17 protein-coding genes are annotated in these 23,239 nt (G+C 68.0%); 10 read left to right on the top strand and 7 right to left on the bottom strand.

Annotation, left to right across the window (positions count from 1 at the left end):
* Positions 1–3 precede the first annotated feature (3 nt).
* Genes ACM6LR_RS07955 through ACM6LR_RS07940 form a run of 4 tightly spaced genes read right to left on the bottom strand, consistent with a single transcriptional unit; the run spans position 4 to position 8,429 of the window.
* The gene (locus tag ACM6LR_RS07955) at positions 4–459 is read right to left on the bottom strand and encodes a hypothetical protein (protein WP_414936546.1); all 456 of its coding nucleotides are present in this window, start codon (positions 457–459) and stop codon (positions 4–6) included.
* Positions 456–7,529, bottom strand: a complete 7,074-nt coding sequence (locus ACM6LR_RS07950) for a toxin glutamine deamidase domain-containing protein (RefSeq protein ID WP_414943471.1) — start codon at positions 7,527–7,529, stop codon at positions 456–458. The genes ACM6LR_RS07955 and ACM6LR_RS07950 overlap by 4 nt, the downstream gene beginning before the upstream one ends.
* Before the next feature lie 10 nt (positions 7,530–7,539).
* On the bottom strand, positions 7,540–7,869 hold the full coding sequence (locus ACM6LR_RS07945; RefSeq protein ID WP_414936547.1) for a WXG100 family type VII secretion target: 330 nt from the start codon (positions 7,867–7,869) through the stop codon (positions 7,540–7,542).
* Complete coding sequence (locus ACM6LR_RS07940) at positions 7,869–8,429, bottom strand: YbaB/EbfC family nucleoid-associated protein (protein WP_414936548.1); 561 nt, start codon at positions 8,427–8,429, stop codon at positions 7,869–7,871. The genes ACM6LR_RS07945 and ACM6LR_RS07940 overlap by 1 nt, the downstream gene beginning before the upstream one ends.
* 415 nt (positions 8,430–8,844) lie before the next feature.
* On the opposite strand from ACM6LR_RS07940, the gene ACM6LR_RS07935 reads away from it, so the two are divergent.
* The gene (locus ACM6LR_RS07935; RefSeq protein WP_414936549.1) at positions 8,845–9,426 is read left to right on the top strand and encodes a YqgE/AlgH family protein; all 582 of its coding nucleotides are present in this window, start codon (positions 8,845–8,847) and stop codon (positions 9,424–9,426) included.
* Positions 9,427–9,760: 334 nt separating this feature from the next.
* Here ACM6LR_RS07935 and ACM6LR_RS07930 read toward each other — a convergent pair whose 3' ends face one another.
* The gene (locus ACM6LR_RS07930) at positions 9,761–10,183 is read right to left on the bottom strand and encodes an SdpI family protein (RefSeq protein ID WP_414936550.1); all 423 of its coding nucleotides are present in this window, start codon (positions 10,181–10,183) and stop codon (positions 9,761–9,763) included.
* Between the two features lie 65 nt (positions 10,184–10,248).
* Here ACM6LR_RS07930 and ACM6LR_RS07925 point away from each other — a divergent pair, with 65 nt between their 5' ends.
* The 3 genes from ACM6LR_RS07925 to ACM6LR_RS07915 all read left to right on the top strand — a co-directional run bounded on the left by ACM6LR_RS07925 (position 10,249) and on the right by ACM6LR_RS07915 (position 15,264).
* Positions 10,249–11,415, top strand: a complete 1,167-nt coding sequence (locus tag ACM6LR_RS07925) for an esterase-like activity of phytase family protein (protein ID WP_414936551.1) — start codon at positions 10,249–10,251, stop codon at positions 11,413–11,415.
* A 165-nt stretch (positions 11,416–11,580) separates the two neighbouring features.
* Entirely contained in the window at positions 11,581–14,436 is a 2,856-nt protein-coding gene (gene leuS, locus ACM6LR_RS07920; RefSeq protein WP_414936552.1) for a leucine--tRNA ligase, read from the top strand.
* Positions 14,437–14,526: 90 nt separating this feature from the next.
* Positions 14,527–15,264, top strand: a complete 738-nt coding sequence (locus ACM6LR_RS07915) for an SDR family oxidoreductase (RefSeq protein WP_414936553.1) — start codon at positions 14,527–14,529, stop codon at positions 15,262–15,264.
* Here the strand turns inward: ACM6LR_RS07915 and ACM6LR_RS07910 are convergent.
* Complete coding sequence (locus tag ACM6LR_RS07910; protein WP_414936554.1) at positions 15,261–15,965, bottom strand: TetR/AcrR family transcriptional regulator; 705 nt, start codon at positions 15,963–15,965, stop codon at positions 15,261–15,263. The two genes, ACM6LR_RS07915 and ACM6LR_RS07910, sit on opposite strands and share 4 nt — an antisense overlap.
* Positions 15,966–16,004: 39 nt before the next feature.
* Positions 16,005–16,376 carry a hypothetical protein gene (locus ACM6LR_RS07905; protein ID WP_414943470.1) on the bottom strand — a complete coding sequence of 124 codons (372 nt, stop codon included), beginning with the start codon at positions 16,374–16,376 and terminating at the stop codon, positions 16,005–16,007.
* Between the two features lie 189 nt (positions 16,377–16,565).
* Between ACM6LR_RS07905 and ACM6LR_RS07900 the strand changes: the two genes are divergently transcribed.
* The 6 genes from ACM6LR_RS07900 to ptsP all read left to right on the top strand — a co-directional run bounded on the left by ACM6LR_RS07900 (position 16,566) and on the right by ptsP (position 23,223).
* Positions 16,566–17,111, top strand: a complete 546-nt coding sequence (locus tag ACM6LR_RS07900) for a YbaB/EbfC family nucleoid-associated protein (protein WP_414943469.1) — start codon at positions 16,566–16,568, stop codon at positions 17,109–17,111.
* A gap of 23 nt (positions 17,112–17,134) precedes the next feature.
* A complete protein-coding gene (locus tag ACM6LR_RS07895; RefSeq protein ID WP_414936557.1) occupies positions 17,135–17,449 on the top strand; it encodes a hypothetical protein in 315 nt (104 codons plus the stop codon).
* 3 nt (positions 17,450–17,452) lie between these two features.
* A complete protein-coding gene (locus tag ACM6LR_RS07890; protein ID WP_414936558.1) occupies positions 17,453–18,589 on the top strand; it encodes a WXG100 family type VII secretion target in 1,137 nt (378 codons plus the stop codon).
* A gap of 74 nt (positions 18,590–18,663) precedes the next feature.
* Entirely contained in the window at positions 18,664–20,196 is a 1,533-nt protein-coding gene (locus ACM6LR_RS07885; RefSeq protein WP_414943468.1) for a DUF6346 domain-containing protein, read from the top strand.
* A gap of 463 nt (positions 20,197–20,659) precedes the next feature.
* The gene (locus ACM6LR_RS07880; protein WP_414943467.1) at positions 20,660–21,520 is read left to right on the top strand and encodes a ribokinase; all 861 of its coding nucleotides are present in this window, start codon (positions 20,660–20,662) and stop codon (positions 21,518–21,520) included.
* A gap of 68 nt (positions 21,521–21,588) precedes the next feature.
* The gene (gene ptsP, locus ACM6LR_RS07875; protein ID WP_414936561.1) at positions 21,589–23,223 is read left to right on the top strand and encodes a phosphoenolpyruvate--protein phosphotransferase; all 1,635 of its coding nucleotides are present in this window, start codon (positions 21,589–21,591) and stop codon (positions 23,221–23,223) included.
* Positions 23,224–23,239 lie beyond the last annotated feature (16 nt).

Here is a 23,239-nt window from a genome sequence, read left to right as displayed (position 1 = left end):
TCATCACGTCCGGTCCGGCTTGTATTCAGGGAAACGCGGCTCCACCCGGAAAGACGGTGGCTCACCGGCGGCGCGGCGGGCGGACTCTTCCGCCCACATCTCGAAGGTGCGCTTGCGAAGCGACTGGATCAAGGCGATCTCCTGTGGCTGCGTCCCGCGCTCTTCTCGTCTGGCCTGCTCGTACAGGCCGTCGATGGTTTCGTAGAGGGCGAAGATCGGCCCGTCTCCCTTGAGGTAGCGCGCGCGGGCTAACTCGGTCTCCTGCACGAACTTCTGCTCGGGGACCTTGCTGATGTCCGAACTCGCCATCGCGCGGAGCACCTCGCGGACATGGCTCGGGTCTTCCTCGAACTCGCCGGTGCGCAGGTTGAGGAGGTACCCGGTGAGGCCGCCGTCCGGCGTCGCGTCGACCCGGTAGGTCTGCGCGTAGTAGGTGAAGTAGGCCGGTGTCTCGATCACGCGCTCTCCTCCGGGGGCTTCGGCAACCCCAGCCGCAGGCCTTCCATGAACTTCACCCGCACCTGGTTGATCAACGCGGCCTCCAGCTGTGCCTGTTCCCTGGTCAGCCTGCCTTGGCTCTCCTCGTCCGCCGCTCGGTTGTACGTCGGGAAGTCCCGGCGGACTTCGTACAGCGCGTGCTCGAAGACGGCGACGTCGTCGATGCTTTCCAGGTGCAGCCGCAGTTCGGCGACGTGCCCGTTCGGCAGCCGGACGTTCATCTGCAGGTCGCGGTAGCCGCTCGCCTGCGGATTCGCGAACCGGTCCTCGAATTTGACGATCTTGAGATCCGGATGCGCCATGACGGCGTTCAACGCGTTGTAGGCGTCGGCGACCGTCTTGAACTGGATCTTCGCACCGACCAGGTCGACGAGACGGGAGGCGTCGCCACCGTACTTGGCGATCTTGGCCATCGCCCGGCCTTCCTTCTTGGGTTCGGTCCGCGCACCCGCCGTGCCGTCGTTGTCCCCGGCGATCTCGGCGACGATCCCGTTGAGCCGCCCCTGGTTCTCGGGCCACGCGGCCGCTTCCCGCCGCAGGAACTCTCTGAGCCGGGGTTCGTCGCCGATGTGTTCGTCCGGGAATCCGGCGTGGACCCGCTCGCTCGGATCGGCGCCGGCGGCCACCTCGGCCGCCGCTTGCGCGAGCTCCCGCTGGTGCGGGGTCAGCGGTGTTTCGCCCGGTCCTGCCTGTTCGACCTCGTTGATCAGCTGATAGTCGCCCGCGTGCGCTTCGGCGACCGCGTCCAGGAGCATCGGGATCGCTTCCGGATGCTGAAGGAGGCTGCCGATGGTCACCGGGTTGTGGAGAAGCGACTCGGCGAGATACGCGTTCGCGGGGTCCTGCAGCAGGCGCAGCAGCTCGGGATGCCGGGGCAGCTGCTCGGCGATGAAGTCCCGCATCGGGCCGAGGTCGTGGGTGACGCCATCCTCGTCGACGTGTTTCGCCCGGTCCTTTTCCGGATCCAGCCGGTCCAGCGCGGCCGCGATCTCGGGGTCGTCCAGGGACCGCTCGTGAGCCATGCCGTAGCCCCCGTCGCGCGGCGGCGTCACGATCGGACGGCCGTCCGGGCCGATCCGCGACGGCTGCACGTCGGGGGTGTCTTCCCGCGCGTACGCGATGCGCGGGTCGACAGGCTGATCCGGCCGTGCGTAAGCGATTCGTGGGTCCACAGGCCGTGTCCAAGCGGTCTCCGTCCGCGTGGTGTGCGCGTCGGTGTGCTGCGCGGCAGGGGTTTCCGGGACACCGACGTGCATCAGCCGCACGCCCACCGGGGGATGCGGCAGGTTCATCAGGGCACCCGACTGCGGGTCGATGAACGCGACGCCGTCCCGCGTGTTCGCCACCATGGCGATGTGGCCGCGCTCGACGCCGTTCTCGTCGAGGTACTTCACCGCGACGACCGCGTGATGGTCGGTCGGCATGTCCCGCATCTCGCGGATGACGGTGTCGTAGTCGGCACGGTCGGAGAACTGCCCGCCGAACCGCTCTTCGACGTGCTCCAGCGTGCCGCGGCCGTCCATCTCGTGCATGAGCAGCGGGTCGGCCGTCGAGTCGATGCCGTTCAGCCGGTCCATGTACGCGCCCGGCGTGCGGGTGCAGTTGGAGCGGTAGCCGTTCGCTAAGGCGTCCGGGTCGCTGAAGTGCGGGTTGACCTCGCCGAGCCGCGGATGCCGGTCGCGCACGTACGCCGCCTGCTGTTCCGCGCTCGCCGAACCGGCGTGGATCGCGGGTTCGCTCGGCGGGTTCGTCGCGACCGCCATGGACGAGTAGTCCCGCTCCGGGGCGGGCAGCTCGACCGTCTCGTGGTCCTGAGCGGGCTGTTCGCCGTACTCGGGTCCCTTGTCGGCGTCCGCGACCGCGTGCTCCGCCGGATTCTCCGTGGTGAGGTGCGGGGTCTGCGGCTCGTCGAAGCCGCCGAGGCGGGCCATCGACCGTTCCTGGGCGAAGCGCGCGAGTTCGGGTGCCTCCGCGGCGTGCCGGGCCCGCCGCTCGTCCATCTTCTGCTTGGCGGTGTCGGGATCGAGGTAGCGCGGGTCGCCGGGTGTGACCTCTTCGGCGTGGATGACCCACTTCGGCCGGTCGACCAGCGGCGGAGTCTTGAACTCCTTGCTGTGCACGTAAAGCTGCGTAGCCGGCTTGGTGATCGCCTCGCGCTCGCCCGGGTTCTCGGCGAGCGACGAAACGTCCTTGCCCGTCTTCGAGACGATGTGGATCTCGACGTCTTCGCCGAACTTCGACTTCGTGTCCGGTGACGTTTTGATGGTCGAGCTGGTCATCGTCGGTTCGGGGACGGTCTGGCCGACCTCGTAGTGCGCCGCCATGATCCCGGCGGCGCGCACGTCGCCCTTGGTGTCGATGCCGCGGATGGCCTCGCCGTGGAAGTCCGGCAGCTCGTGGAGCGCGCCGACGATCGCCCGGGTGCTCCGCTGGGCGTTCTCGAAGTCGGGGTGCGTTTCACCCCGGCGGTTCGCGTCGTTGATCGCGTAGGCGTGCTCGCGTGAGTACGAGTAGATCGCCTCCGCGGCCTCCGGCGAGATGCGGTCCTTCAGTGGGCTGGCTTCCAGCCGCTTGAGCGCCTTTTCGCGGGCCTGCTCGGCGAGATCCGCGCTGTCGTAACGGTCGCGGAGGCTCTTGTGGTCCTCGGGCGAACCACGGAAGTCTTCGTCGGTGACGTAGCTCTCGTCGAGCCGCGTGGGTGCTTCTTCAGGGCCTTTGAGCCGCTCGGCGATGTCGAGTTCGGCCTTGGGGGTTTCGGCTTCGCCAGTCCTGTCGATGTGCGGTGCGTCGCCTCCGCCCATCGGCAGCGCCTTGATCGACGTCGGGTCGTCGGGCAGCGTCGCGAGCCGCCCGGTCATCGGGTCGGCGAAGACCACACCGTGCGGCGTGTTCACCGCGGCGACGATCCGGGTCTCGATCCGGTCCTTCGACCGCGGTGAGCCTTCCGGCGCGTTCGGTTCGGCCGCGGCGTGCTGCTCGAACGCCACCGCGGTCCGCGCGCCCACTGGACGTTCGCCCAGCTCACGGGCGACATCGGCGAACCCGTTCCGATCCGACCACTGCCCGCCGAGCCGATCGCTGACGTGCTGCAGCGGCGAGCCACTCGCCGACGGCCCGGCGACGGCGTCGCCCCCGTTCATCCGGTCCTCGAACGCGACCAGCGCCTCGGCCGAGTTGGTCTGGTAGCCGTCCTTCCACGATTCGGGTGCGTAGTAGTTGCGGGTGTTGGCCTCGCCGATCGCGGGAAGCTCGTCCATGACCAGCCGGACCTGCTGGTGCGGCGTCTCGGCGGAACCGGCGTGGATGACCGGCGTCCCACCCTCGTCGAGCGGCCTCGCCAGCTCGGACCAGCCGCCGTCGGGAACGTGTTCCCTCGGCTTGGGGACCTCGCGGACCGGAGCGTCGGCGGCGTCGATCCAACCGCCCTTGCCGTCGGAGATCTTGGTGTCGAGACTGGCGAAGCCCTTGTTCTGGAACAGCTCCGGATGATCGCGGCGCAGCTGTTCGTCGCGGGCGGCCTCCTCCTGAGCCAGCCGTTCCTGCTCGGCGTTGTTGTACTCACGCCGCTCCGCGACCTTCTGCTGGACCTCGTCCGGGCTCAGGTGGCCGTCTTCACCGGCGACGACCTCTTCGCATTCGACGATCCACTTCGGCAGGTCGTTGGGCGAGCCGTCGTCCAGCCGCTTCTTGTAGTCGGGATGCTCGGGATGCCCCGGCCCCATCTTGACGTCGGTGACGCGCAACTGCGTCGCCGACTTCATCAGCACTTCGCGCTCGTCCTTGAGGGAGGCGAGGTCCTCGATGTGGCGTCCGGTCTTCGACTGGATGCGCATCTCGACTTCACCGGGGAAGGTGCTGCGCGGATGCTCTGGCGTGACCCGCGACGTGCTCAGCATCTGCGGATCGACGATGACCTGCCCCTTGGCGTGCGCCTCGAGGAAGCCGTGGATCGCGCTTTCGTTCCCGTTGAAGTTCACCCGGCGCGAGACGACGCCCTCGTAGGCGGGCATCTCGTTGAGGCCGGAGGTGATCGCCTCGATATGCGGCCGGAGCGCGTCCAGCTCGGGGCCGCCGTGTCGCTGGGCATGGGTGATCGTCTCGGCCATGTCGGTACGCGTGTAGCTGTGCACCGCGTACGCGCCCTGATCCGACATGTCCCGGACACGCGGGTCCTCGTGGGCATCGCGTTTGGCGAGACCCTCGCGGCGGACCTGTTCGCTCCGGGCTTCCCCGGTCTCCGCGTCGAAACCACGCTTGTCGAGCTGCGTTTCGGCGAGCGCGCGGTAGGCCGCCGGGTCGTCCGTGTGGAAGTCCGGGTCGGTCAGGTACGGCTCGTCGACCGGGGAACCGGTGTCGTCAGTGGTCTTGTCGTCGGGTGTGACGTCCTTGGGGAGATCCGTGTCCTTGGGCGGGTTTCCGCCGTGGTCCTGGGGCACGGGTTCCGCCGGGGCGTGTTGCTGCGGCGGCTGCTGTTGCCGCGTCCGGTCCTGCGGGACGTTCCCTTCGTGGCCAGGGCGCGGCGCCGGGACCTGCGGCGGGCGTTGCGGCTGCTGCCCGCCGAAACGCGGCGGCTCGGCGCCGGGCGGCACCGGACGACCGGGCTGCTGCCCCGGGTGCCGAGGCGGCTGTCCGGGGTGACCGGGCGGAGGCGGCGGCACAGGACCGCGGTTGCCGGGAAACGGGCCATTGCCAGGGTGCTGGGGTCGTGGCGGAGGCGGCGGGTAGCCCGCCGGGCCGCGCTGCTGGCCAGGGGGCTGCCCGGGCGGCGGCTGCTGCGGACGCGGCGGGACACCGCCGTTCGGACCGGGCCCCTGAGGCGGCCTGCCCTGATAACCCTGGGGCGGCGGCTGCGGTCGCGGCGGCTGCTGGCCAGGCGGTGGCTGCTGAGGACGCTGGCCGGGAGGTCCCTGCGGCGGCGGTTGCTGGGAACGCTGCTGCGACCGGTCCGGCGGGCCGCCCATCCGGCGATCCTGCGGATGCCCGCCGGTGCCCGGATGCTGAGGCGGCTGCGGTCCCGTGGGACGGGGACCCATCGGACCCTGTGGTCCACGTGCGGGCGCGGGGCCATGGCCACCACCCTGGGGCGGAGGCGCGAAGCCACCCGGAGGCCCCTGAGGCGGCGGCTGCGTTGGCTGGCCCTGGAAGGGCATCTGGGTAGGAGGCTGGTCGAAACGCGGCTGCTGCGGCCCACCGTTCCCGGCGAAACCGGCGGCCTGGACGCCGTCGTGCGGCCGGTTCGGCTGTCCTCCACCCGGCGGTGGGAAACCGCCGGGTGCGGGGCCGTTTCCGGACGCCATGCCGTGGCCGCCCGTGCCGGAACCCGAGTTCGGCGCCATGCCGTACCCGCCGGAAGACGACCCGCCCGAACTCGACGGCGCACCCGTCGAGGAGGGCGCACCACCGGACGAGGAAGGTGCGCCGGTCGAAGCGGGACCGCCCGTCGAGGAGGGCGCACCGGATGAAGCGGGAGCACCGGTCGAAGCCGGGCCGCCGGACGAAGCAGCGGGCGGCATCCCACCGGACTGCGCGGGACCGGAAGCGGGTCCTTGCGCGGGGCTCGAAGAGGGCGCCTGAGTTGCATTGGAAGCGGGGCTCGGAGCCGGTCCCTGCGCTGGGCTGGGAGCCGGACTCGCCGCCGGTGCCTGTGCGGGCGTCTGGGCGGCCGCGGGTGCCTGCTGCTGATTCGCCGCCGCGGCCTGCTGCTGACCGCCCCCGTTGTCCGCGGCCGCCGCCGGAGCGTTGTGGGGTTGCGCCGCGCGCTGACCGTCACCGGTGTTCGCGGGAGTGTCGGCCGGACGTTCCGGCGGCTGCGTCGAAGACTGGCTGACCCGGTCACCGGCCGGAGAGTTGTCCGCCGTCCGCTGCGGCCCGCTTTCGGAACTCGCCGTCCGCGCCTGCGACTCGGAAGAACCGCCACTAGAGGACGAATCGCGACTCGACGAAGAATCGCCATCAGAGGACGAATCGCGGTTCGAGGAAGTGTCCGGAGAACGCGAAGGCGTTCCGGAATCGCCTGAATCCACATCCGGCGCCGGAGGACCGTCACCCGCCGTCGCGGGACCTGGCGTGTTCGCGGCGCGGATATCGCCGATCTGGCTCTTCGCCCCGTCGACACCGCCGCCGACGGCTCCGCCGGAAGCGCCCATCAGGACGTCCTTGGCCGAAAGCTTGTCGAGGTCCCCGGTGACGGTGGCCTGCCCGACCGTGCTGGCGACACCTTCGGCAGCGCCCCGCACGGCACCCCGCGCCGCGCTGTCGACGATCTGGCCGCCCACACTGTCCGAAAGTCCCTTGGTGGCGCCCTTGCCGATGCTGCTGCTGCCCGCGCCGACGACCCCGTCGACGGCGCCGCTGATCGCGGAATCCTTGGTCTTGCTGGAATCCCAGCTGTCGCGGTCGCCCTTGGCCATCTGCAGGCCCTGGATGCCCGCGTCCATGGCGAGGTTCATCGCCGTGTTCTGCAGGACTTCCTTGCCGATCTTCTTCAGGCCCTCCTTGAGAAGTTTCTCGAGGAGTTCCTTCGCGACCTTCTTGAAGCCTTCCTGCGCGAGCTTCTGCATCAGCTGCCGGAAGATCATCTGGACGGTCATGCGGGTGGCGATCTGCGCGGGCGCGATCCCGGCCGTCGAACCACCGAACGTCACCGCGGCGGCCGCGAGCATCGCGATGATCTGCGCGGCGAGGATCACCAGCGAGATGATGATCATGTACTTCGTGTACTCGACGTCCAGCGCCGTCGCGTTGCACGAGTCTCCGAGCGCCTTCGAAGAATCGGCGAGCGACTTGAAGTAGGCCTCGTCGCCTTCGACGAATTTCTTCCACGCCTCGGCGAACTTCTCCGCGCCCTCACCGGTCCAGCCGCCGAGGACCTCGGTGGCGCCCTTGGTCGCGGTGTCGGCGATCGGCTGGACGGCCTTCGACGCGTTGTGCCAGGCGTCCCGAAGTTCGCGGAGCTTGTCCTCGTCGCCTTCGGGCCAGCTTTCCCCGACGACGATCGGCAGGAGCCACTTGACCGCGTCGGGCATCTCCATACCCACGGCGCTAGACCTTCTTGTCCAGCGTCGTCTTGATCTCTTCTTCGGCGTTCTTGAACGCCGTCATCGACCGTTCGACGTTGTGCTGCATGCCCCGCAGCGCCTCGACGATGTTCGCGAACCCCTCGGACGAACCCTGCGCGCCCGGCTCGTAGTCCTTCGCGAACTCCTTGCCGGCGTCGTCGTTCCCCCAGCACTGGCCGAGCGAGTTGATCGCCGCCATCAGTTCCTTGCCGGCGTCGTCCAGCTGATCCGCGGCAATTCCCAGCTTGGCCGCGGCCGTGACGACCACGTCCGGATCCGCGGTGAATCCGCCACCGCCACCACCGCTCGTCATCAAACGCCCCTGGTCAGCCAGCTCGAAGGCGGCTCTTCCTCATTGTCGTCCTGCTGACGCACCCGTTTCGGGATCGGTTTCGGCGCGGGCGGGACGGGCGGTGCCGGAGGCGGCGGTGGGACGTCGTCTTTGCGCAGCAGCGGATCCTCGAAGTCGGCGTCGGACTTCACCGGCGCAGGCTCCTCCTCTTCGGCGAGGAAGTCCGGGATCACGGGCATCAGCCCCTGCAGCGACGGTGCGCCTTCGATGAGGTCCGAGAGGTCCGGCAGTCCTTCGGTGATCGGGGCCATCAGCTCGGCGACCTGCTGCTTGACCTGCAGCGATCCCTGGCGCACCAGGGTCAGCACGGTGTTGGCCAGCTGCGCGGGGTTGGTGCGCTCGAAGGCGTTCGGCTGGATCTCGAGTTTGCTCAGCGTGCCGGTGGAGTCGATGGTGGCGCGGACGAGGCCGTCCTGCGAAACCACCGTCGCGGCCAGCTGCGACGCGGCGTCCTGTGCGTCCCGAAGCTGGGCCGTTTGGCGCTCGAACTGTTCGAGCAGCGTGTCGACCTGGTCTTTCATGGCGGCATTACGCGCTTCGAGGCGTGCGCTGTCGTCGCCGGCCGTCGTCACTTGAGCCCCCGCGAGTGCTTGATCCCGGGCATACGCCACCCGGTGTCGGTAGCGTCACCCTAATGCCAACGGCGGAGCGGTATCGCGTGTTCTCCGTTTTCGCACGGTGAGAACGTGACCGGCGGCCCCCGCCGGCGGGGGCCGCGACCACCGGTCACCAGGAAGAACGAGAAGGCGGCCGGTGCGCTTTAGGGTCGCCTCTCGGCGGCTATGCGCAGTGTGGCTCCAGCCGGACGGTATTCCACAAAGGCGGTTCTTCAGTGAGCCCGGGGGACACGGAAAGCGCACCGACCTCTGTGTCCAACGGTGCTCGTGATGCTGTTGTTCCCTGGCCGGACGATTTGTCTCCACTCGAAGTGGGATCATGGCGGATGTGCCAGTGGACGCCGAGGTCGAACCGGGAACGCTCCTGGTCGCCGCCCCCACGATGTTCGATCCCCATTTCAAGCGGACCGTCGTGTTCGTCATCGATCACCGGGACGAGGGAACGCTCGGCGTCGTGCTCAACCGGCCGAGTGACGTCCCGGTCTACGACGTGCTCCCCAACTGGGGTGGACACGTCGCCGAACCGCAGTCGGTGTTCGTCGGCGGGCCGGTGGAGAAGAAGACCGCCCTGTGCCTTGCCGCGCTGCGGACCGGCGAGACGGCGTCCAGCGTGCCCGGCGTGATCGCGGTGCGCGGCCCGGTCGCCTTGGTCGACCTCGACACCGATCCCGAGATCCTGGTCCCGAAGGTCCGCGGGGTGCGGGTCTTCGCCGGGTACGCGGGTTGGGACTCCGGTCAGCTCGCGAGCGAGATCGAACGCGACGACTGGGTGATCGTCCCCGCGCTGCCCAGCGATGTCCTCGCCTCGCCGCACCACGACCTCTGGGGTCAGGTGCTGCGTCGTCAGGGCATCCCGCTGGCGCTGCTGGCCACCCACCCGGGAGACCTCCAGCGCAACTAGATGACTGATTCCGTGAAGATCGCGCGAAGTGCAACCCCGCGAACGCCCCTTCGGCGCGAACGCGTCATGGGGGCGTGGTCCGGCACTTGGTCCTGGTGTCCCCAATGCCACATTGGGGACACCAAACGAACCGGGAGATTCGCGCCAAGCGCCTCTGAGCAGTGTGAACACGACTTTGCCGGGACCCTGATCCTCAAGTAGGCAAGGAGGCCTTCACCAACCTTGACGATACGGACATACGGCACCCAATCGGACGATGTGACTCGAAAAGCGTCCCCTGTGGACAGTCGCAGCGCCTCGCCGAGCTTCACGTGATTTTCACGGAATCAACCGTCTAGGCGGTGGCGGTGTCGGCCTTCTTGAAGACGCCGCAGGTCCCGCAGGCGCAGCCACTGCAACCGGCGGGCCGCGCTGGTTCGGGCTCCGGGACGGTCGCGGCGGCACGGTTGCCGAGCACTCCCCCGGCGGCGACCAGCGCGATCAGTCCGAGTACACCCACCACCGAGGCGAGCACGAGCCCGGACGTCGTCGGCATGACGAGCGCGGCGGCGCCCGCGAGCACGGCGATCACGCCACCGGCCAGCGTCGGGAGCCCGGCGACCTTGTTGCCGAGGCGGAAGGCGTCGTCGCTGCGCATCGTGGCGGCGGTGCGCACGCCCGCGCCGCGGTCACGCGGCAGCTTCTCGCGCAGACCGAGGAACCCACCCCAGCCGACAAGGACACCCAGCACGATCGGGACCAGCGCTATGACGAACACTCCACGAGGATAAGCGTGACGTTCCGGCAACCTCCCGGATACCCTGATCGACTGTGCTACAGGCCATGTCACGCCGCGTCCTGAAACCACGGAGCCTAGCCGCCGCCCTGATCGGGGCCGTTCCCCTCACCTTGATGGCGGTCCCCGCCGCCCAGGCCGAGCACCGTCCGTTGCGGTTGCTCGGCGAACAGATCGTCCCGAATTCGCTGCTCTACCAGGGCACCGTCGTCGGAGGTCTGTCCAGCATCGACTACGACCACCGCACCGGTGAGTACGCGCTGATCTGCGACGACCGGTCCGCCCTCAACCCCGCGCGGTTCTACACGGCGAAGTTCTCCCTGGACGCCAAGGGACTCGGACCGGTCACTTTCACCGGCACCAAGCCGTTCCTGCGGCCCGACGGCACGACGTACCCGCCACTGGCGAAGAACGACCCCGCTCGGCCGCCGAACATGCAGACCATCGACCCCGAAGAACTGCGGGTCGACCCGTGGACCGGCCACTACCTCTGGTCGCAGGAGGGCGAGCGATTCGGTGCCGCCCTGATCGACCCGTCGATCCGCGAAGCGAAACGCGACGGGGCCTATGTCCGCGACCTGCCGATCCCCGCCAACGAGAAGATGACCGCGACCGTGGGGCCGAGGCAGAACCTCGTCCTCGAAGGCCTCACCTTCGCCGGTTTCGGCTCGCTCGTCGCGAGTTCGGTCGAGGGGCCGCTGCTGCAGGACGGCCCGGAAGCGAACACCACGTCGGGCGCCCTTTCGCGCATCACGCTGCAGTCGCGCTTCGGGCCGGTGCTCGCGCAGTACGCGTACCCACAGGAGAAGGTCTTCGCGTCACCGAACCCACCCGGCGCGTTCGCGACCACCGGCGTCTCGTCGCTGCTGGCCGTCGACCAGGCCGACCCGACGCGCTACCTCGTCATGGAACGCTCGTTCGTCACCGGTGTCGGCAACAAGATCCGGATCTACGAAATCGACACCAAGGGCGCCACGAACATCGCGAAAACACCTTCGCTTGCCGACGCCAAGAACGTCAAACCAGCCAAGAAGCGCCTGCTCGCCGACCTCGCGGACTTCAAGTTGTCCACTGTGGACAACGTCGAGGGGATGACGTGGGGCCCGCGCCTGCGCAGCGGCGAGCGCAGTCTGGTGCTCGTCAGCGACAACAACTTCTCGGCGACGCAGGTGACCCAGTTCATCGCTCTGGCGGTCCCCTCGGAACGGCTTTGACCAGCGGGTTAAACTGGTCTCATGAACATGGCTCGGCTGCTCCTTGGCCTGCCGCGCTGACCTCGGCCAATCGGCCGGGACCAGCGCGGCGACCCCTCATGCCCTCCGGGCTGGGGGGTCGAGTTGTTTTTGGAGTGGCTTGACGTGGAAGAGCACGGAGGATCGATGAACCAGGCGAGCGAAGCGCCCAGCGGCGCCGACTCGGCCCCTCAGCACCGCTACACCGCGGAGCTGGCGGGCCAGATCGAGCAGCGCTGGCAGGACTACTGGTCCGACCACGGCACCTACCACGCGCCGAACCCGGTCGGCCCGCTCGCGGACGACAGCGGCGACGTCGGGTCGGACAAGCTGTTCGTCCAGGACATGTTCCCGTACCCGTCGGGCGCGGGCCTGCACGTCGGGCACCCGTTGGGCTTCATCGCGACCGACGTTTTCGCGCGGTACCACCGCATGATCGGCCGGAACGTGCTGCACACGATGGGCTTCGACGCCTTCGGCCTGCCCGCGGAGCAGTACGCGGTCCAGACCGGGCAGCACCCGCGCAAGACCACCGAAGAGAACATGCAGACCTACCTGCGCCAGATCCGGCGCCTGGGTCTTGGACACGACGAGCGCCGCCGCGTCTCCACGATCGACCCGGACTACTACAAGTGGACCCAGTGGATCTTCCTGCAGATCTTCAACTCCTGGTACGACGAAAAGGCAGGTAAAGCTCGCCCGATCGTCGACCTGGAGACCGAGTACGCGCAGGACGAACGCCGGACGCCGGACGGCCGCAACTGGTGTGAGCTGACCCGCGCCGAGCAACTGGAGATCATCGACTCGCACCGGCTGGTCTACATCTCCGAGGCGCCGGTGAACTGGTGCCCCGGGCTGGGCACGGTGCTGTCGAACGAGGAGGTTACCTCCGACGGCCGCAGCGAGCGCGGCAATTTCCCGGTGTTCCGGCGCAGCCTGCGGCAGTGGATGATGCGGATCACCGCCTACGCCGATCGGCTGGTCGACGACCTGGACCTGCTGGACTGGCCGGAAAAGGTCAAGGCCATGCAGCGCAACTGGATCGGCCGCTCGCACGGCGCGCGCGTCTCTTTCGAGTCCGGCGAGCGGAGGATCGAGGTCTTCACCACCCGCCCGGACACCCTGTTCGGTGCCACGTACCTGGTGGTCGCGCCCGAGCATCCGCTGGTCGACGAGCTGACCGCCGCCACCTGGCCGGAAGGCGTCGACGCCCGGTGGACCGGTGAAGCCGCGAACCCGGCCGAGGCCATCGCCGCCTACCGGGTCGCCGCGTCGCGGAAGTCCGAATTGGACCGTCAGGAGAACAAGGAGAAGACCGGCGTCTTCACCGGCTCCTACGCGGTGAATCCGGCCGACGGCAAGGAAATCCCGGTCTTCGTCGCCGACTACGTCCTGATGGGCTACGGCACCGGCGCGATCATGGCCGTCCCCGGCCAGGACACACGTGACTGGGAATTCGCCGAGAAGTTCGGCCTGGAGATCATCCGCACCGTCCAGCCGACGGAAGGCTTCGGCGAGCTGGCTTTCACCGGCGACGGACCGGCGATCAACTCTGGGTTCTTGGACGGCATGGGCGTCGACGAGGCCAAGAAGACGATGATCGGCTGGCTGGAGGAGCACGGCCACGGCCGCGGCACCGTCCAGTACAAGCTGCGCGACTGGCTGTTCTCGCGCCAGCGTTACTGGGGCGAGCCGTTCCCGGTCGTCTACGACGAAGACGGCCAGGTCCACGCGCTGCCGGACAGCATGCTGCCGATCGAATTGCCCGAGGTCGCCGACTACTCGCCGGTGACCTTCGACCCGGAGGACAAAGACAGCACGCCGTCCTCGCCGCTGGCGCGCGCCACCGACTGGGTCGAGGTCGAACTGGACCTGGGCAACGGCGAGAAGACCTACCGCCGAGACATCAACACCATGCCCAACTGGGCGGGTTCCTGCTGGTACCAGCTGCGGTATCTGGACCCGACCAACCCGGACGTGTTCGTCGCGCCCGAGAACGAGGAGTACTGGGTCGGTCCGCGGCCCGCCGAGCACGGCGTCGACGATCCGGGCGGCACGGACTTGTACGTCGGCGGCGTCGAGCACGCGGTGCTGCACCTGCTGTACTCGCGGTTCTGGCACAAGGTGCTGTTCGACCTGGGCCATGTGTCGTCCAAGGAGCCGTACCGGAAGCTGTTCAACCAGGGATACGTCCAGGCGTACGCCTACACCGATTCCCGCGGCGTCTACGTTCAGGCCGACCAGGTCGAGGAACGCGACGGCAAGTTCTTCTCCGGTGACGAAGAGGTCAAGCAGGAATACGGCAAGATGGGCAAGAGCCTGAAAAATGTCGTAACGCCTGACCAGATGGCCGCCGACTACGGTGCCGACACCTTCCGTTTCTACGAGATGTCGATGGGCCCGCTGGACGTCTCGCGGCCGTGGGCGACCAAGGACGTCGTTGGCGCGCAACGATTCCTGCAGCGCCTGTGGCGACTGGTCGTCAACGAGGAAACCGGCGAGCTGCGGGTGTCCACAGTGGATGCGACGGACGCCGATCGCAAGCAGCTGCACAAGGCGGTCGCCGGTGTCCGCGAGGACTACGCGGAACTGCGGTTCAACACGGCCGGCGCGAAGCTGATCGAGCTGAACAACTACGTCACCAAGACCTATGGCGGCGCCGAGGCCACGCCGCGGGAACTGGTGGAGCCGCTGGTGCTGATGCTGGCGCCGCTGGCCCCGCACCTGGCCGAGGAGCTGTGGAAGCGCCTGGGCCACGCGGATTCCCTGGTGCACGGGCCGTTCCCGGTCGTCGACGAGAAGTACCTGGTCGAGGACACCGTGGAGTATCCGATCCAGGTCAACGGCAAGGTGCGTTCGCGTGTCACCGTGCCCGCCGACGCGGGCAAGGACGCCGTGCAGGCGGCCGCGCTGGCCGACGAGAAGGTCGCCGCCCTGGTCGGCGACGGCACACCGCGCAAGGTGATCGTCGTCCCAGGGCGTTTGGTCAACATCGTCCTGTAGCCGCGACGGCCGAAAGGCGCCAGCGTCGAGGGTCATGAGGCGATTCGATGGAGTTGTTCAAAGACAACGAAATCGAACGGAGAACACCGCATGACCCTCGACGGCAAGGTGGCATTGGTGACCGGCGGCAGCCGCGGGATCGGTGCCGCCACGGCGATCCGGCTCGCCGAGGACGGCGCTGACGTCGCACTCACCTATCAGCACAACGCCGGACTCGCGGCCGGTGTCGTGGACAAGATCAAGGCTCTCGGCCGCCGCGCGCTGGCGGTCCAGGCCGACAGCGCCGACGCCGCCGCGATCTCCTCGGCCGTCGAAACGACGGTCGCCGAATTCGGCAGGCTCGACGTGCTGGTCAACAACGCGGGCGTCGGTTTCGTCGGCCCGCTCGACCAGACGAGCCTGGCGGACATCGACCGGGTGCTCGCGGTCAACGTCCGCGGTGTCTACGTGGCCTCCCAGGCCGCGGCCCGGCACCTCGGCGACGGCGGTCGCGTGATCACCATCGGCAGCTGCATTTCGGACCGCGTGCCCGGTCCGGGGATGTCGCTGTACGCGGTGAGCAAGACCGCGCTGCTGGGCTTGACCAAGGGATTGGCCAGGGAGCTGGGGCCGCGCGGCATCACCGTCAACATCGTGCACCCCGGCCCGACCGACACCGACATGAACCCGGTCGACGGTCCGTACGCCGCCGACCAGCGGGGCCTGACGGTGTTCGACCGCTACGGCTCGCCGTCGGAGGTCGCCGCCACCGTGTCGTTCCTGGCGCGGCCGGAAAGCAAGTACGTGACCGCCACGACCGTTTCGGTCGACGGCGGGCACGCGGCCTAGCCGGTGGTCAGGCCGATCTCGCGCGCGAGATCGGCCAGCATCGCGTCGAAGAGGACGTCCGGTTTCGAGAACGGGATCGGATAGTTGCCGAAGACCTCGAGCGTGACGTGCCCGTAGAGCCGGGCCCAGAACTGGATCATCAGGTACGTCACGCCGAGGTCGAGCTTCTCCAGCGGGAACTCCGCACCGGATTCCTTCAACACGGCCAGCAATTCCGCCTGGAACGACGTGAGATCGTCGCGCAGCTCGGCGGGGACCACGTCGTTCGACGGCGTCACCAGGTCGTGCATCGCGAGCACCCGGCCCGCCGCGGCGAGGAAGATCCGCCCGAACGGCTCGTCCAGCCGGTTCCCCGCGTCTCCCGCCGGTGACGCGAAGACCAGTGTGAACTCCTTGGTGTGGGCGAGCGCCCACCGCCGGAATCCCTTGCAGATGGCGAAAAGCTGAAGCGCGCCCTCGTCCGGGAGCTGCGCGATGTCGTCGGCGAGATCCGCGACGACGTCCGCGCGAAGGTGCTCGACCAGATCGTCACGAGACCCGTAGTAGCGGTACAAGGCAGGCGCCGTGATGCCGAGTTCGCGTGCGATCGCCCGCAGCGTCACGGCCTCCGGGCCCTGCTCGACCAGGAGCGCCCGCGCCGTCCGGCGGATGTCCTGATCGGTCGCAGCCCGCTCGCGGCCCCTGCGGCTGGGGTTGTTCATCCGGGCATTCTAGGTGGTCAGTGCGCCCATTACCGGGGATCAACCCAGAAGGCGAGCCTGGAGCCTGGTGAGTGGCCGCAGCGCCAGGAAGACCGGAACGGCCATCCCGAGCGCGACGAAGAAGTGCACGATCCACGCCCCCGCCAGCGTCGGCCCGCCCCACGTGCCCTCCGGATCGCTGCCCGACCAGAAGATCCCGTACGTCGCGATGCGCCCGACAAGATAGAAGAGCAGCAAAGCGAGCAGGAACGCGACCACACTCGGACCGAAGGCCGCCACGAACCGCGGCCGTGCCCCGCCGTCATGCCCGAGCCAGCGCCGAGCGAGCCCGCGCTGGGCCTTCGCACCACCGAGGAAGCCCGGAAGTGCGAGAAGCGCGTAGATCGCGCGTTTCCAGTCCGAAATCGTCATGAACAGCACGCTATGGGCCGATGACCTGGATAAACACCGGGGCAGCCGCCGTACCGGGTAGGGAAATCCGGGGCCGCTGTGGTGATCCACGCGACCGGAGTGTGGATACGCGCGAAACGTTCCCCGATGTCAGACGGGTATGCCACACTCGGTCGCCGAATGGCTACGACGTGAACAGGGGAGGTTCGCGTGTCGAACCCTGAGCAGCTCTTCGCTGATTTCGAGGCCAAGCTGGCCGACGCCCAGCGGAAGGCGAATCAAATGCGCACCGAGATCGAAAGCGTCTCGGTGTCGGAACGCAGCAAGGACGGCCAGATCTCGGTCAAGGTCAACCATGCGGGGAACCTGGTGGGCCTGGAGATCGGCCCGTCGGCGCGGGACAACCCCGCGCTCGCGCAGGAGATCCTCCGCGTCGTCCAAAGTGCCCAGAGCAAACTGGCAGGCGCGATGCAGACCGGCGTCCCGTCCATCGCGGGCAGCGAGACGATGAACGAGCTGGTCGACCAGCTGCACAACGAGTACCCCGAACCCGAGCCGACGGGCTACGTCGAGGGCGGCCACCGGACGGTGGACGAGGACGACCGCTTCGTCGCCGAAGACGAACTCGACGCGCCTCCGCCGGCCCCCAAACCGCCCGTGCCTCCGGCTCCTCCCGCCGCGCCGCCGCGTGCCGCGCGCAGGCAGCAGACGGACCACGAGGACGACTACTTCACCGGCGGCGACTTCCTGCGCTGAGCGGGTACTTGAGGGAGGGGAACATGAGTCAGCCACCAGGACCGGGCTTCCAGGTAGATCCGGCGGTTCTGCAAGCGCATCGCGACAAGCTGGATGGTCTCACCGGTCGGATCAACACCGCGCTCGCCGCCGCGGGACAGACGATGCATCCCGAGGCTTTCGGCCTGGTCGGGATTACGCTCGCTGCTGCCTTCGCGGTCGGGCAGTCAGTCGCGGAAGACGCGGTCAAAGCGGCCGCTGACGCTGCTGACGATCACGCCGACCGGGTCGGGACTTGGCAGCAGCGCAAGGAAATTACCGAGGACGAGTACAAGAACCTCTTCAAGGTGCAGGACTGACGCATGGCTGAGAATCCCGTGATCACCACACCGAGCCCGCATTCGCCCAATCGCCTGGTCGCCACTGATGGAGCCGCGAAGGAGAGCCCGCTCGAAGGGGCGGGTCTGCTCCAGGATTTCGGTGATGCCGTCATCAAGATGGGGTCGGGAGATTGGGGCGAAGGGCTGGCCAACCTCGTGTTGGGAGGAGTTTCCTTCGCCTCGGACATGTCGGATCCGCTCGGAGCCCTCGCCAAGGCCGGGATCGGCTGGGTGATCGAACATGTGAGTTTCCTTCGGGAGCCCCTCGATTGGCTGACGGGCGATCAGGTCACGCTGGAGAATCTGGGCGGTACTTGGAGCAACATCGGCGACGAGTTGTCGAAAGTCGCTGAAGAGCTGCGGCAGGACGTGGCGAAAGACTCGGCGAACTGGACCGGCCCCGCAGCCGACGCGTACCGGGCTTTCGCGAACGATCGTGCCGACACTTACGAAGGTGTGGCGACCGGCGCACAAGGCATCTCGGTCATGATCGCGTTGTGCAAGTCCATCCTCGCTGTGATCCGCAGCGTGGTGCGCGAACTCATTTCCGAGTGTGTCTGGAAGCTGATCTGGATCATTTGCCGCTATCCCGGCCCCGCGATGCCGGCGGGCCTCGCCGCCGAGGGTGTTCCGATGGCGATCAAGTGGGCCACGAAGATCATGGACAAGGTCAAGCAGTTGACGAAGGCGTTCGGCAACGGCTCGAAGCTGGTCAAGCAGCTCGGCGAGATGTTCGGGGAGGCTTCGAGGCTCCTCAAGTCGGTTGATGGCGGTGCTGTGGCCAAGAACTTTGGCAAGGACGTCTCCGGACTGGCGAAGACTCTGGGCGACGACATCGCCGCCCTGGGGGCGTATGCGAAGACGGCCGTCACCGACGTTTCGAAGGAAGTCGGCGACGAAGTGAAGAAGAAGGTCGCTGAGGTTCCTGCCGATATCGGCAAGGAGGCGGCGAAAGAGGCGACGAAGAAGGCAGGCGAGGCAGGCGACAAGATGATCAAGGGTGACGAGGACGACAAGAAGAAGGACGGTGTCATGGCTGACCGTCCCGGTGACGCACAAGTCCAGCCGGTGTTCGATCAGCCCGGTGGCCAACGGATATCGGGGTCGATTCAGGCCTGAACTGTACTGTTCGGTTTCCGGAGGTAACCATCAGATCCGCTGGCAAAACCGCGGCCACTCGCGCTGCGGCGTGGGTGTTGCTCGTCCTGTTCGTACTCGGCGTCGTGACGCTGTTCCGCTTGTCCGGCGTCCCTGCGACGACTACCGGCTCCGACTCGGTGGGCGCGGACGCCACGGCGTTCGTCGCTGAATGTGCGGAACGAGGGCCGGTTTCGCTCAAGGGCGCCGGTTTCTACTGGGAATGCACGGCACAGGTGCAGGTGAGCCCTGAGCGACAGGCGCGCTTGATCGAGTTCGGTCCCGACGAGCTGACTTCTGGCGATCGCGAACGACCGATCTTCGTCAAGTACGCGAACGGCGATTGGCAGCGCAACACCGCGCATCCGTATGTGTTTCTCCGGGTTGTCGGACCGATAGCCATCGGTGGCCTACTATTTCTCGTCTACGCCATCGGGATCAGGTCCATCGCCGATTGGTTCGTGCCGTCGTTCACGCGAAGTAAGAAGCCCACCCACCCGAAGGCCGTGTCGCGCGAACTGCCTCTGGAGCTGTCTCTCCCTGTTCCGGACGGTGGGGATCCAAAAGGTGTATTCGCTGCGTTCACGTTCCTGACGGTGCTGGGAACCGGGTTGCTCGTGATGGCGGGAACGATGATCGTGGCGGTTTTCCGCCTGATGCCGGAGAACTGGGCCGCCTATCTCGTGGCTTCGCCATTCGGCCTGCTGGGTGGGTCGGTACTTGTGGCCATCCCGTCCGCACGCCGCAGAATGAAGGTGGCGCAAGGAGCAGCGGTCATCCCGGCCCGATTGACTGCTCGAGGTTTCCAGCAGACGGCGCGGGACGGCTCACCGAGGCAGCTCCCTTGGTCCAAGATCGAGAAGTTCGTTTTCGAGGAACGTCCTGGCGATCTGGTCGAGGTGCATCTCTCGGTCATCAATGACGACGTCGTCGCGGACTTGGCCGAGCCGTTTCGCGCCCGATCACGTCATGGCTACCTGCTCAGTCCATACGTGCCGCTCCACGAAGCCGAGCACTTGTCCACAGTGGTCGAGAACTTCAAGCCAGGGCTGACCAGCTGGCCGACCCGTGAGATCGCTCGAGGTGGCCTCGGCTTGATCGGGCCGGCGAAGAGTAGGGTCGTCCGGTTGAGGCGAAAGGCCGGGACAACCGTTCATGTGGACACTCGGGTTTCCTCGAGCCGCCCCTCGGTGTTCCGTATCTTGCTGATGCTGACGACCTGTGCTCTGGTGATCTGGTCTTTGTCCATCGGCGCTTCGGGCGGGACGTCCGTGAACCTGTTCATCATCTCCGCGCTGATGGTGGTCTATCTCGCCGTGTCCCTGTACCGGGGCCGGCGCGGGACTTTCATGGTGCGCCGGAATTCACTGGTCTGGCGCGAAATCGGGAAGAACGAGGTCCTGGTCGATCTCGCGAGTATCGACGGAATAGTCGTGAAGCCGGTGACTCCCGGCAACGGCCGGTGGTACTACTCCTTGCACGTAATCCCCCGTGATGGCGACGAGTACCAGCTTGTCGACAAAGTCGGCCGCGCCGCAGGGAAACGCGTCTTACGCGCGGCCGAGCGAGCTGTGGTTCTCGGGGGCTGACCGCATCAACGAGCGGCCTGGTTTGTACCGGCAAGGAGAACAAAGGCCGATCGGACCGGTGAGGCAGGACTGTGCGGTTTTCGGGTCATCTCAAGCCAAAATCCACCCGGTCAGGCGACGGTCGCGAATCGAGGCGGGAGAGTTCCGGCGTCCGTTGGAACGGGGCGCCGCCGGCGCCGATCACTCGGGGGGCTACGTGATCGACGCCGGCGACCCGATGCCCCGCTCTCGGCTTTCACCGGGATCGGGGCAACGTCACCGCGTGGACGCGGCAACGCATCTCAAGAGCGGGCGTGATCGCCGAAGTGACGCCCGGGGGAAGGTTATCCCCCGAAGGAGTGACGGCGTTCCGCTGCTCGTCTGATTGTCGCACTACGCGCCAGGAAAGTTACAAAGTTCTTCACATCTTCGCTGTGGGAAGGGACATGACCGGACAACTCTTGGTCATGGCATGGTTCCTTCCATGTCTTCTCAGGTACTGGTCATCGGGTCAGCCAATGCCGATCTAGTCGTCCCGGTCGACCGGCGACCCGGTGGTGGCGAAACCGTACTCGGTGGCGACACGGTCCTGTCACCGGGTGGCAAAGGCGCCAACACCGCGGTCGCCGCGGCACGGCTCGGAGCCGACGTCGCGCTGCTCGGAGCGGTCGGCGACGATCCGTACGGTGAATTGCTCAAGCGTTCGCTGGGTGAGTCCGGGGTGAACACGACGCTGTTGCGCACAAGCGAGCGTCCTACCGGGATCGCGTACATCACAGTCACGCCCGACGGCGAGAATTCGATTCTCGTCTCGCCCGGGGCCAACTCCGGCTTGCGGCCCGAGGACATCGATCTCGACGGTGCGGAGATCGTGGTGCTGTCGCTGGAGATTCCACTCGAAACCGTCGAGCACGCTGTGGCGAAGGCGGCCGGTGCCGGAGTCCGGACGCTGGTGAACCTGTCGCCGGCGGCCGAACTTTCCGCGAAAACACTCGAGAACGTCGACGTCCTGCTGGTCAACGAGCACGAGGCGGCGTTCCTTCTCGGCGGCGAGGCCGATTTCCCCAAGCTGCTCGACCTCGGTCCGAAGGCCGCGGTCGTGACGCTCGGCGCGAAGGGGGCGATGGTGGTGACCGCGGAAGGTGTGACGGAGGTGTCGTCGCCGAAGGTCGAGGCCGTCGACACCACAGGCGCCGGTGACGCCTTCGCGGGTGCGCTCGCCACGTCGCTCGCGAAGGGCGAGGGGTTGGCCGACGCGGCGCGTCAGGCTGTGAAAGTGGCCGCGATCACCGTGACCCGTCAGGGTGCGCAGCCCTCCTATCCGACAGCATCCGAACTGGAATGATGTCTTCTTCTGTGTTGTGCTGTTGGCTATGAGTCAGGTCACGCCCTCTATGAGATATGGTCTAGACCATGCCGTCTGAGTCACTGACCGGGGTCGCCGTCAGTCCCGGCCGCGCGAGCGGTCCTGTCGTCCGAGTCGCCGAACCCCTCGGCGAACCGTCGAGCACACCGGCACCGGCCGATCCCGCCGCCGAGGCCGCCCGGATCGGTCCGGCCGCCCAGATCGTGGCGGCCCGGCTCGAGAAGCTGGCCGAGACCGCGACCGGTGAGGCCGCGACGATCCTCATCACCACAGCGGCGATGGCGGCCGACCCGGCGCTCGTCTCCTCGGCGGAGCAGCTGGTCAAGACGCAGAACCTGCCCGCGTCGCGTGCGGTTCATCAGGCGGCGGGCAAGTTCGCCGACGCGCTCTCGGCCGCCGGTGGCTACATGGCCGAGCGGGCCCGCGACGTGCTCGACGTGCGCGACAGGCTCGTCGCCGAGTTGCTCGGCATCGCGCCCCCGGGCGTTCCCGACCTGGAGTCGCCGAGCGTGCTCGTCGCGCGCGACCTCGCCCCCGCCGACACCGCCGGGCTCGACCCGGAGAAGGTGCTCGCGCTCGTCACCGAAGAGGGCGGCCCCACCAGCCACACCGCGATCCTCGCCCGCGCGCTCGGCATCCCCGCCGTCGTCGCGGTCCGCGGGGTTCTCGCACTCGACGCGCAAGCGCTTGCGGTGGACGGTGACACCGGCGTGGTCGAGGTCGCGGACCCGAACGCCGAAGTCGTCACGGCCGCCAAGACCGGCGCGATCGAGTGGGACGGCACCGGCGCGACCGCCGACGGCCATCGCGTGAAGGTGCTCGGCAACGTCGGTTCCGCCACCGACGCCCAGGCCGCGGCCGAGGCGGGCGCCGAAGGTGTCGGCCTCTTCCGCACCGAGTTCTGTTACCTCGACGCCTCCGCCGAGCCGAGCGTCGAAGAGCAGCGCGAGGCCTACACCGCCGTGCTCGCCCCGTTCCGCGGCAAGCCGGTGATCGTCCGCACGCTCGACGCGGGCGCTGACAAGCCCCTCGCCTTCCTGGAGCCCGAAGTCGAGCCCAACCCGGCGCTCGGCGTACGCGGCCTTCGCGTCGCCTTCGACCGGCCCGAGATCCTCGACCGCCAGCTCGAAGCCATCGCGGGTGCCGCGCAGGACTCCGGTGCCGAGGTTTCGGTGATGGCGCCGATGGTCGCCACCGCCGCCGAGGCCGCTTGGTTCGCCGAGCGCGCCCGTGCCGCCGGTATCGCCCGCGCGGGCGTGATGATCGAGATCCCGGCCGCCGCGCTGACCGCCCGCGAGATCCTCGACGCGGTCGACTTCGTCTCCGTCGGCACCAACGACCTCGCGCAGTACACCTTCGCCGCGGATCGCCAGGTCGGCGCCGTCGCCAAGCTCAACGACCCGTGGCAGCCAGGTCTGTTGCGCCTGCTCAAGGTCATCGGCCGGGCCGCCAAGGACACCGGCAAGCCCGCCGGCGTCTGCGGTGAGGCCGCCGCCGATCCGAGGCTCGCGCTGGTCCTTGCCGGGCTCGGCCTGACCAGCCTCTCGATGAACGCGCCCGCGGTGCGCGCGGTCGGCGCGAGCCTGGCCGCGACGACGCTGGCCGAATGCGAGGCACTGGCCGAGGCGGTCTTGGCCACGTCGGACCCCGTGCTCGCGAGGCAGGCCGCCGCGAAGCGATAGCAAAGGTCCCCTGCTC

The organism is Amycolatopsis sp. cmx-11-32 (assembly GCF_047608695.1).
GTDB lineage: Bacteria > Actinomycetota > Actinomycetes > Mycobacteriales > Pseudonocardiaceae > Amycolatopsis.
The sequence above is the reverse complement of the archived record's forward strand: the minus strand, read 5'-3'. Positions and strand labels throughout refer to the sequence as shown.

Coding starts and splice junctions, on each gene's coding strand:
- ACM6LR_RS07950 (WP_414943471.1), bottom strand. CDS start 7,529: ATGGAGATGCCCGACGCGGTCAAGTGGCTCCTGCCGATCGTCGTCGGG.
- ACM6LR_RS07945 (WP_414936547.1), bottom strand. CDS start 7,869: ATGACGAGCGGTGGTGGCGGTGGCGGATTCACCGCGGATCCGGACGTG.
- ACM6LR_RS07940 (WP_414936548.1), bottom strand. CDS start 8,429: ATGAAAGACCAGGTCGACACGCTGCTCGAACAGTTCGAGCGCCAAACG.
- ACM6LR_RS07935 (WP_414936549.1), top strand. CDS start 8,845: ATGGCGGATGTGCCAGTGGACGCCGAGGTCGAACCGGGAACGCTCCTG.
- ACM6LR_RS07925 (WP_414936551.1), top strand. CDS start 10,249: ATGTCACGCCGCGTCCTGAAACCACGGAGCCTAGCCGCCGCCCTGATC.
- leuS (WP_414936552.1), top strand. CDS start 11,581: ATGAACCAGGCGAGCGAAGCGCCCAGCGGCGCCGACTCGGCCCCTCAG.
- ACM6LR_RS07915 (WP_414936553.1), top strand. CDS start 14,527: ATGACCCTCGACGGCAAGGTGGCATTGGTGACCGGCGGCAGCCGCGGG.
- ACM6LR_RS07910 (WP_414936554.1), bottom strand. CDS start 15,965: ATGAACAACCCCAGCCGCAGGGGCCGCGAGCGGGCTGCGACCGATCAG.
- ACM6LR_RS07905 (WP_414943470.1), bottom strand. CDS start 16,376: ATGACGATTTCGGACTGGAAACGCGCGATCTACGCGCTTCTCGCACTT.
- ACM6LR_RS07895 (WP_414936557.1), top strand. CDS start 17,135: ATGAGTCAGCCACCAGGACCGGGCTTCCAGGTAGATCCGGCGGTTCTG.
- ACM6LR_RS07890 (WP_414936558.1), top strand. CDS start 17,453: ATGGCTGAGAATCCCGTGATCACCACACCGAGCCCGCATTCGCCCAAT.
- ACM6LR_RS07880 (WP_414943467.1), top strand. CDS start 20,660: ATGTCTTCTCAGGTACTGGTCATCGGGTCAGCCAATGCCGATCTAGTC.
- ptsP (WP_414936561.1), top strand. CDS start 21,589: ATGCCGTCTGAGTCACTGACCGGGGTCGCCGTCAGTCCCGGCCGCGCG.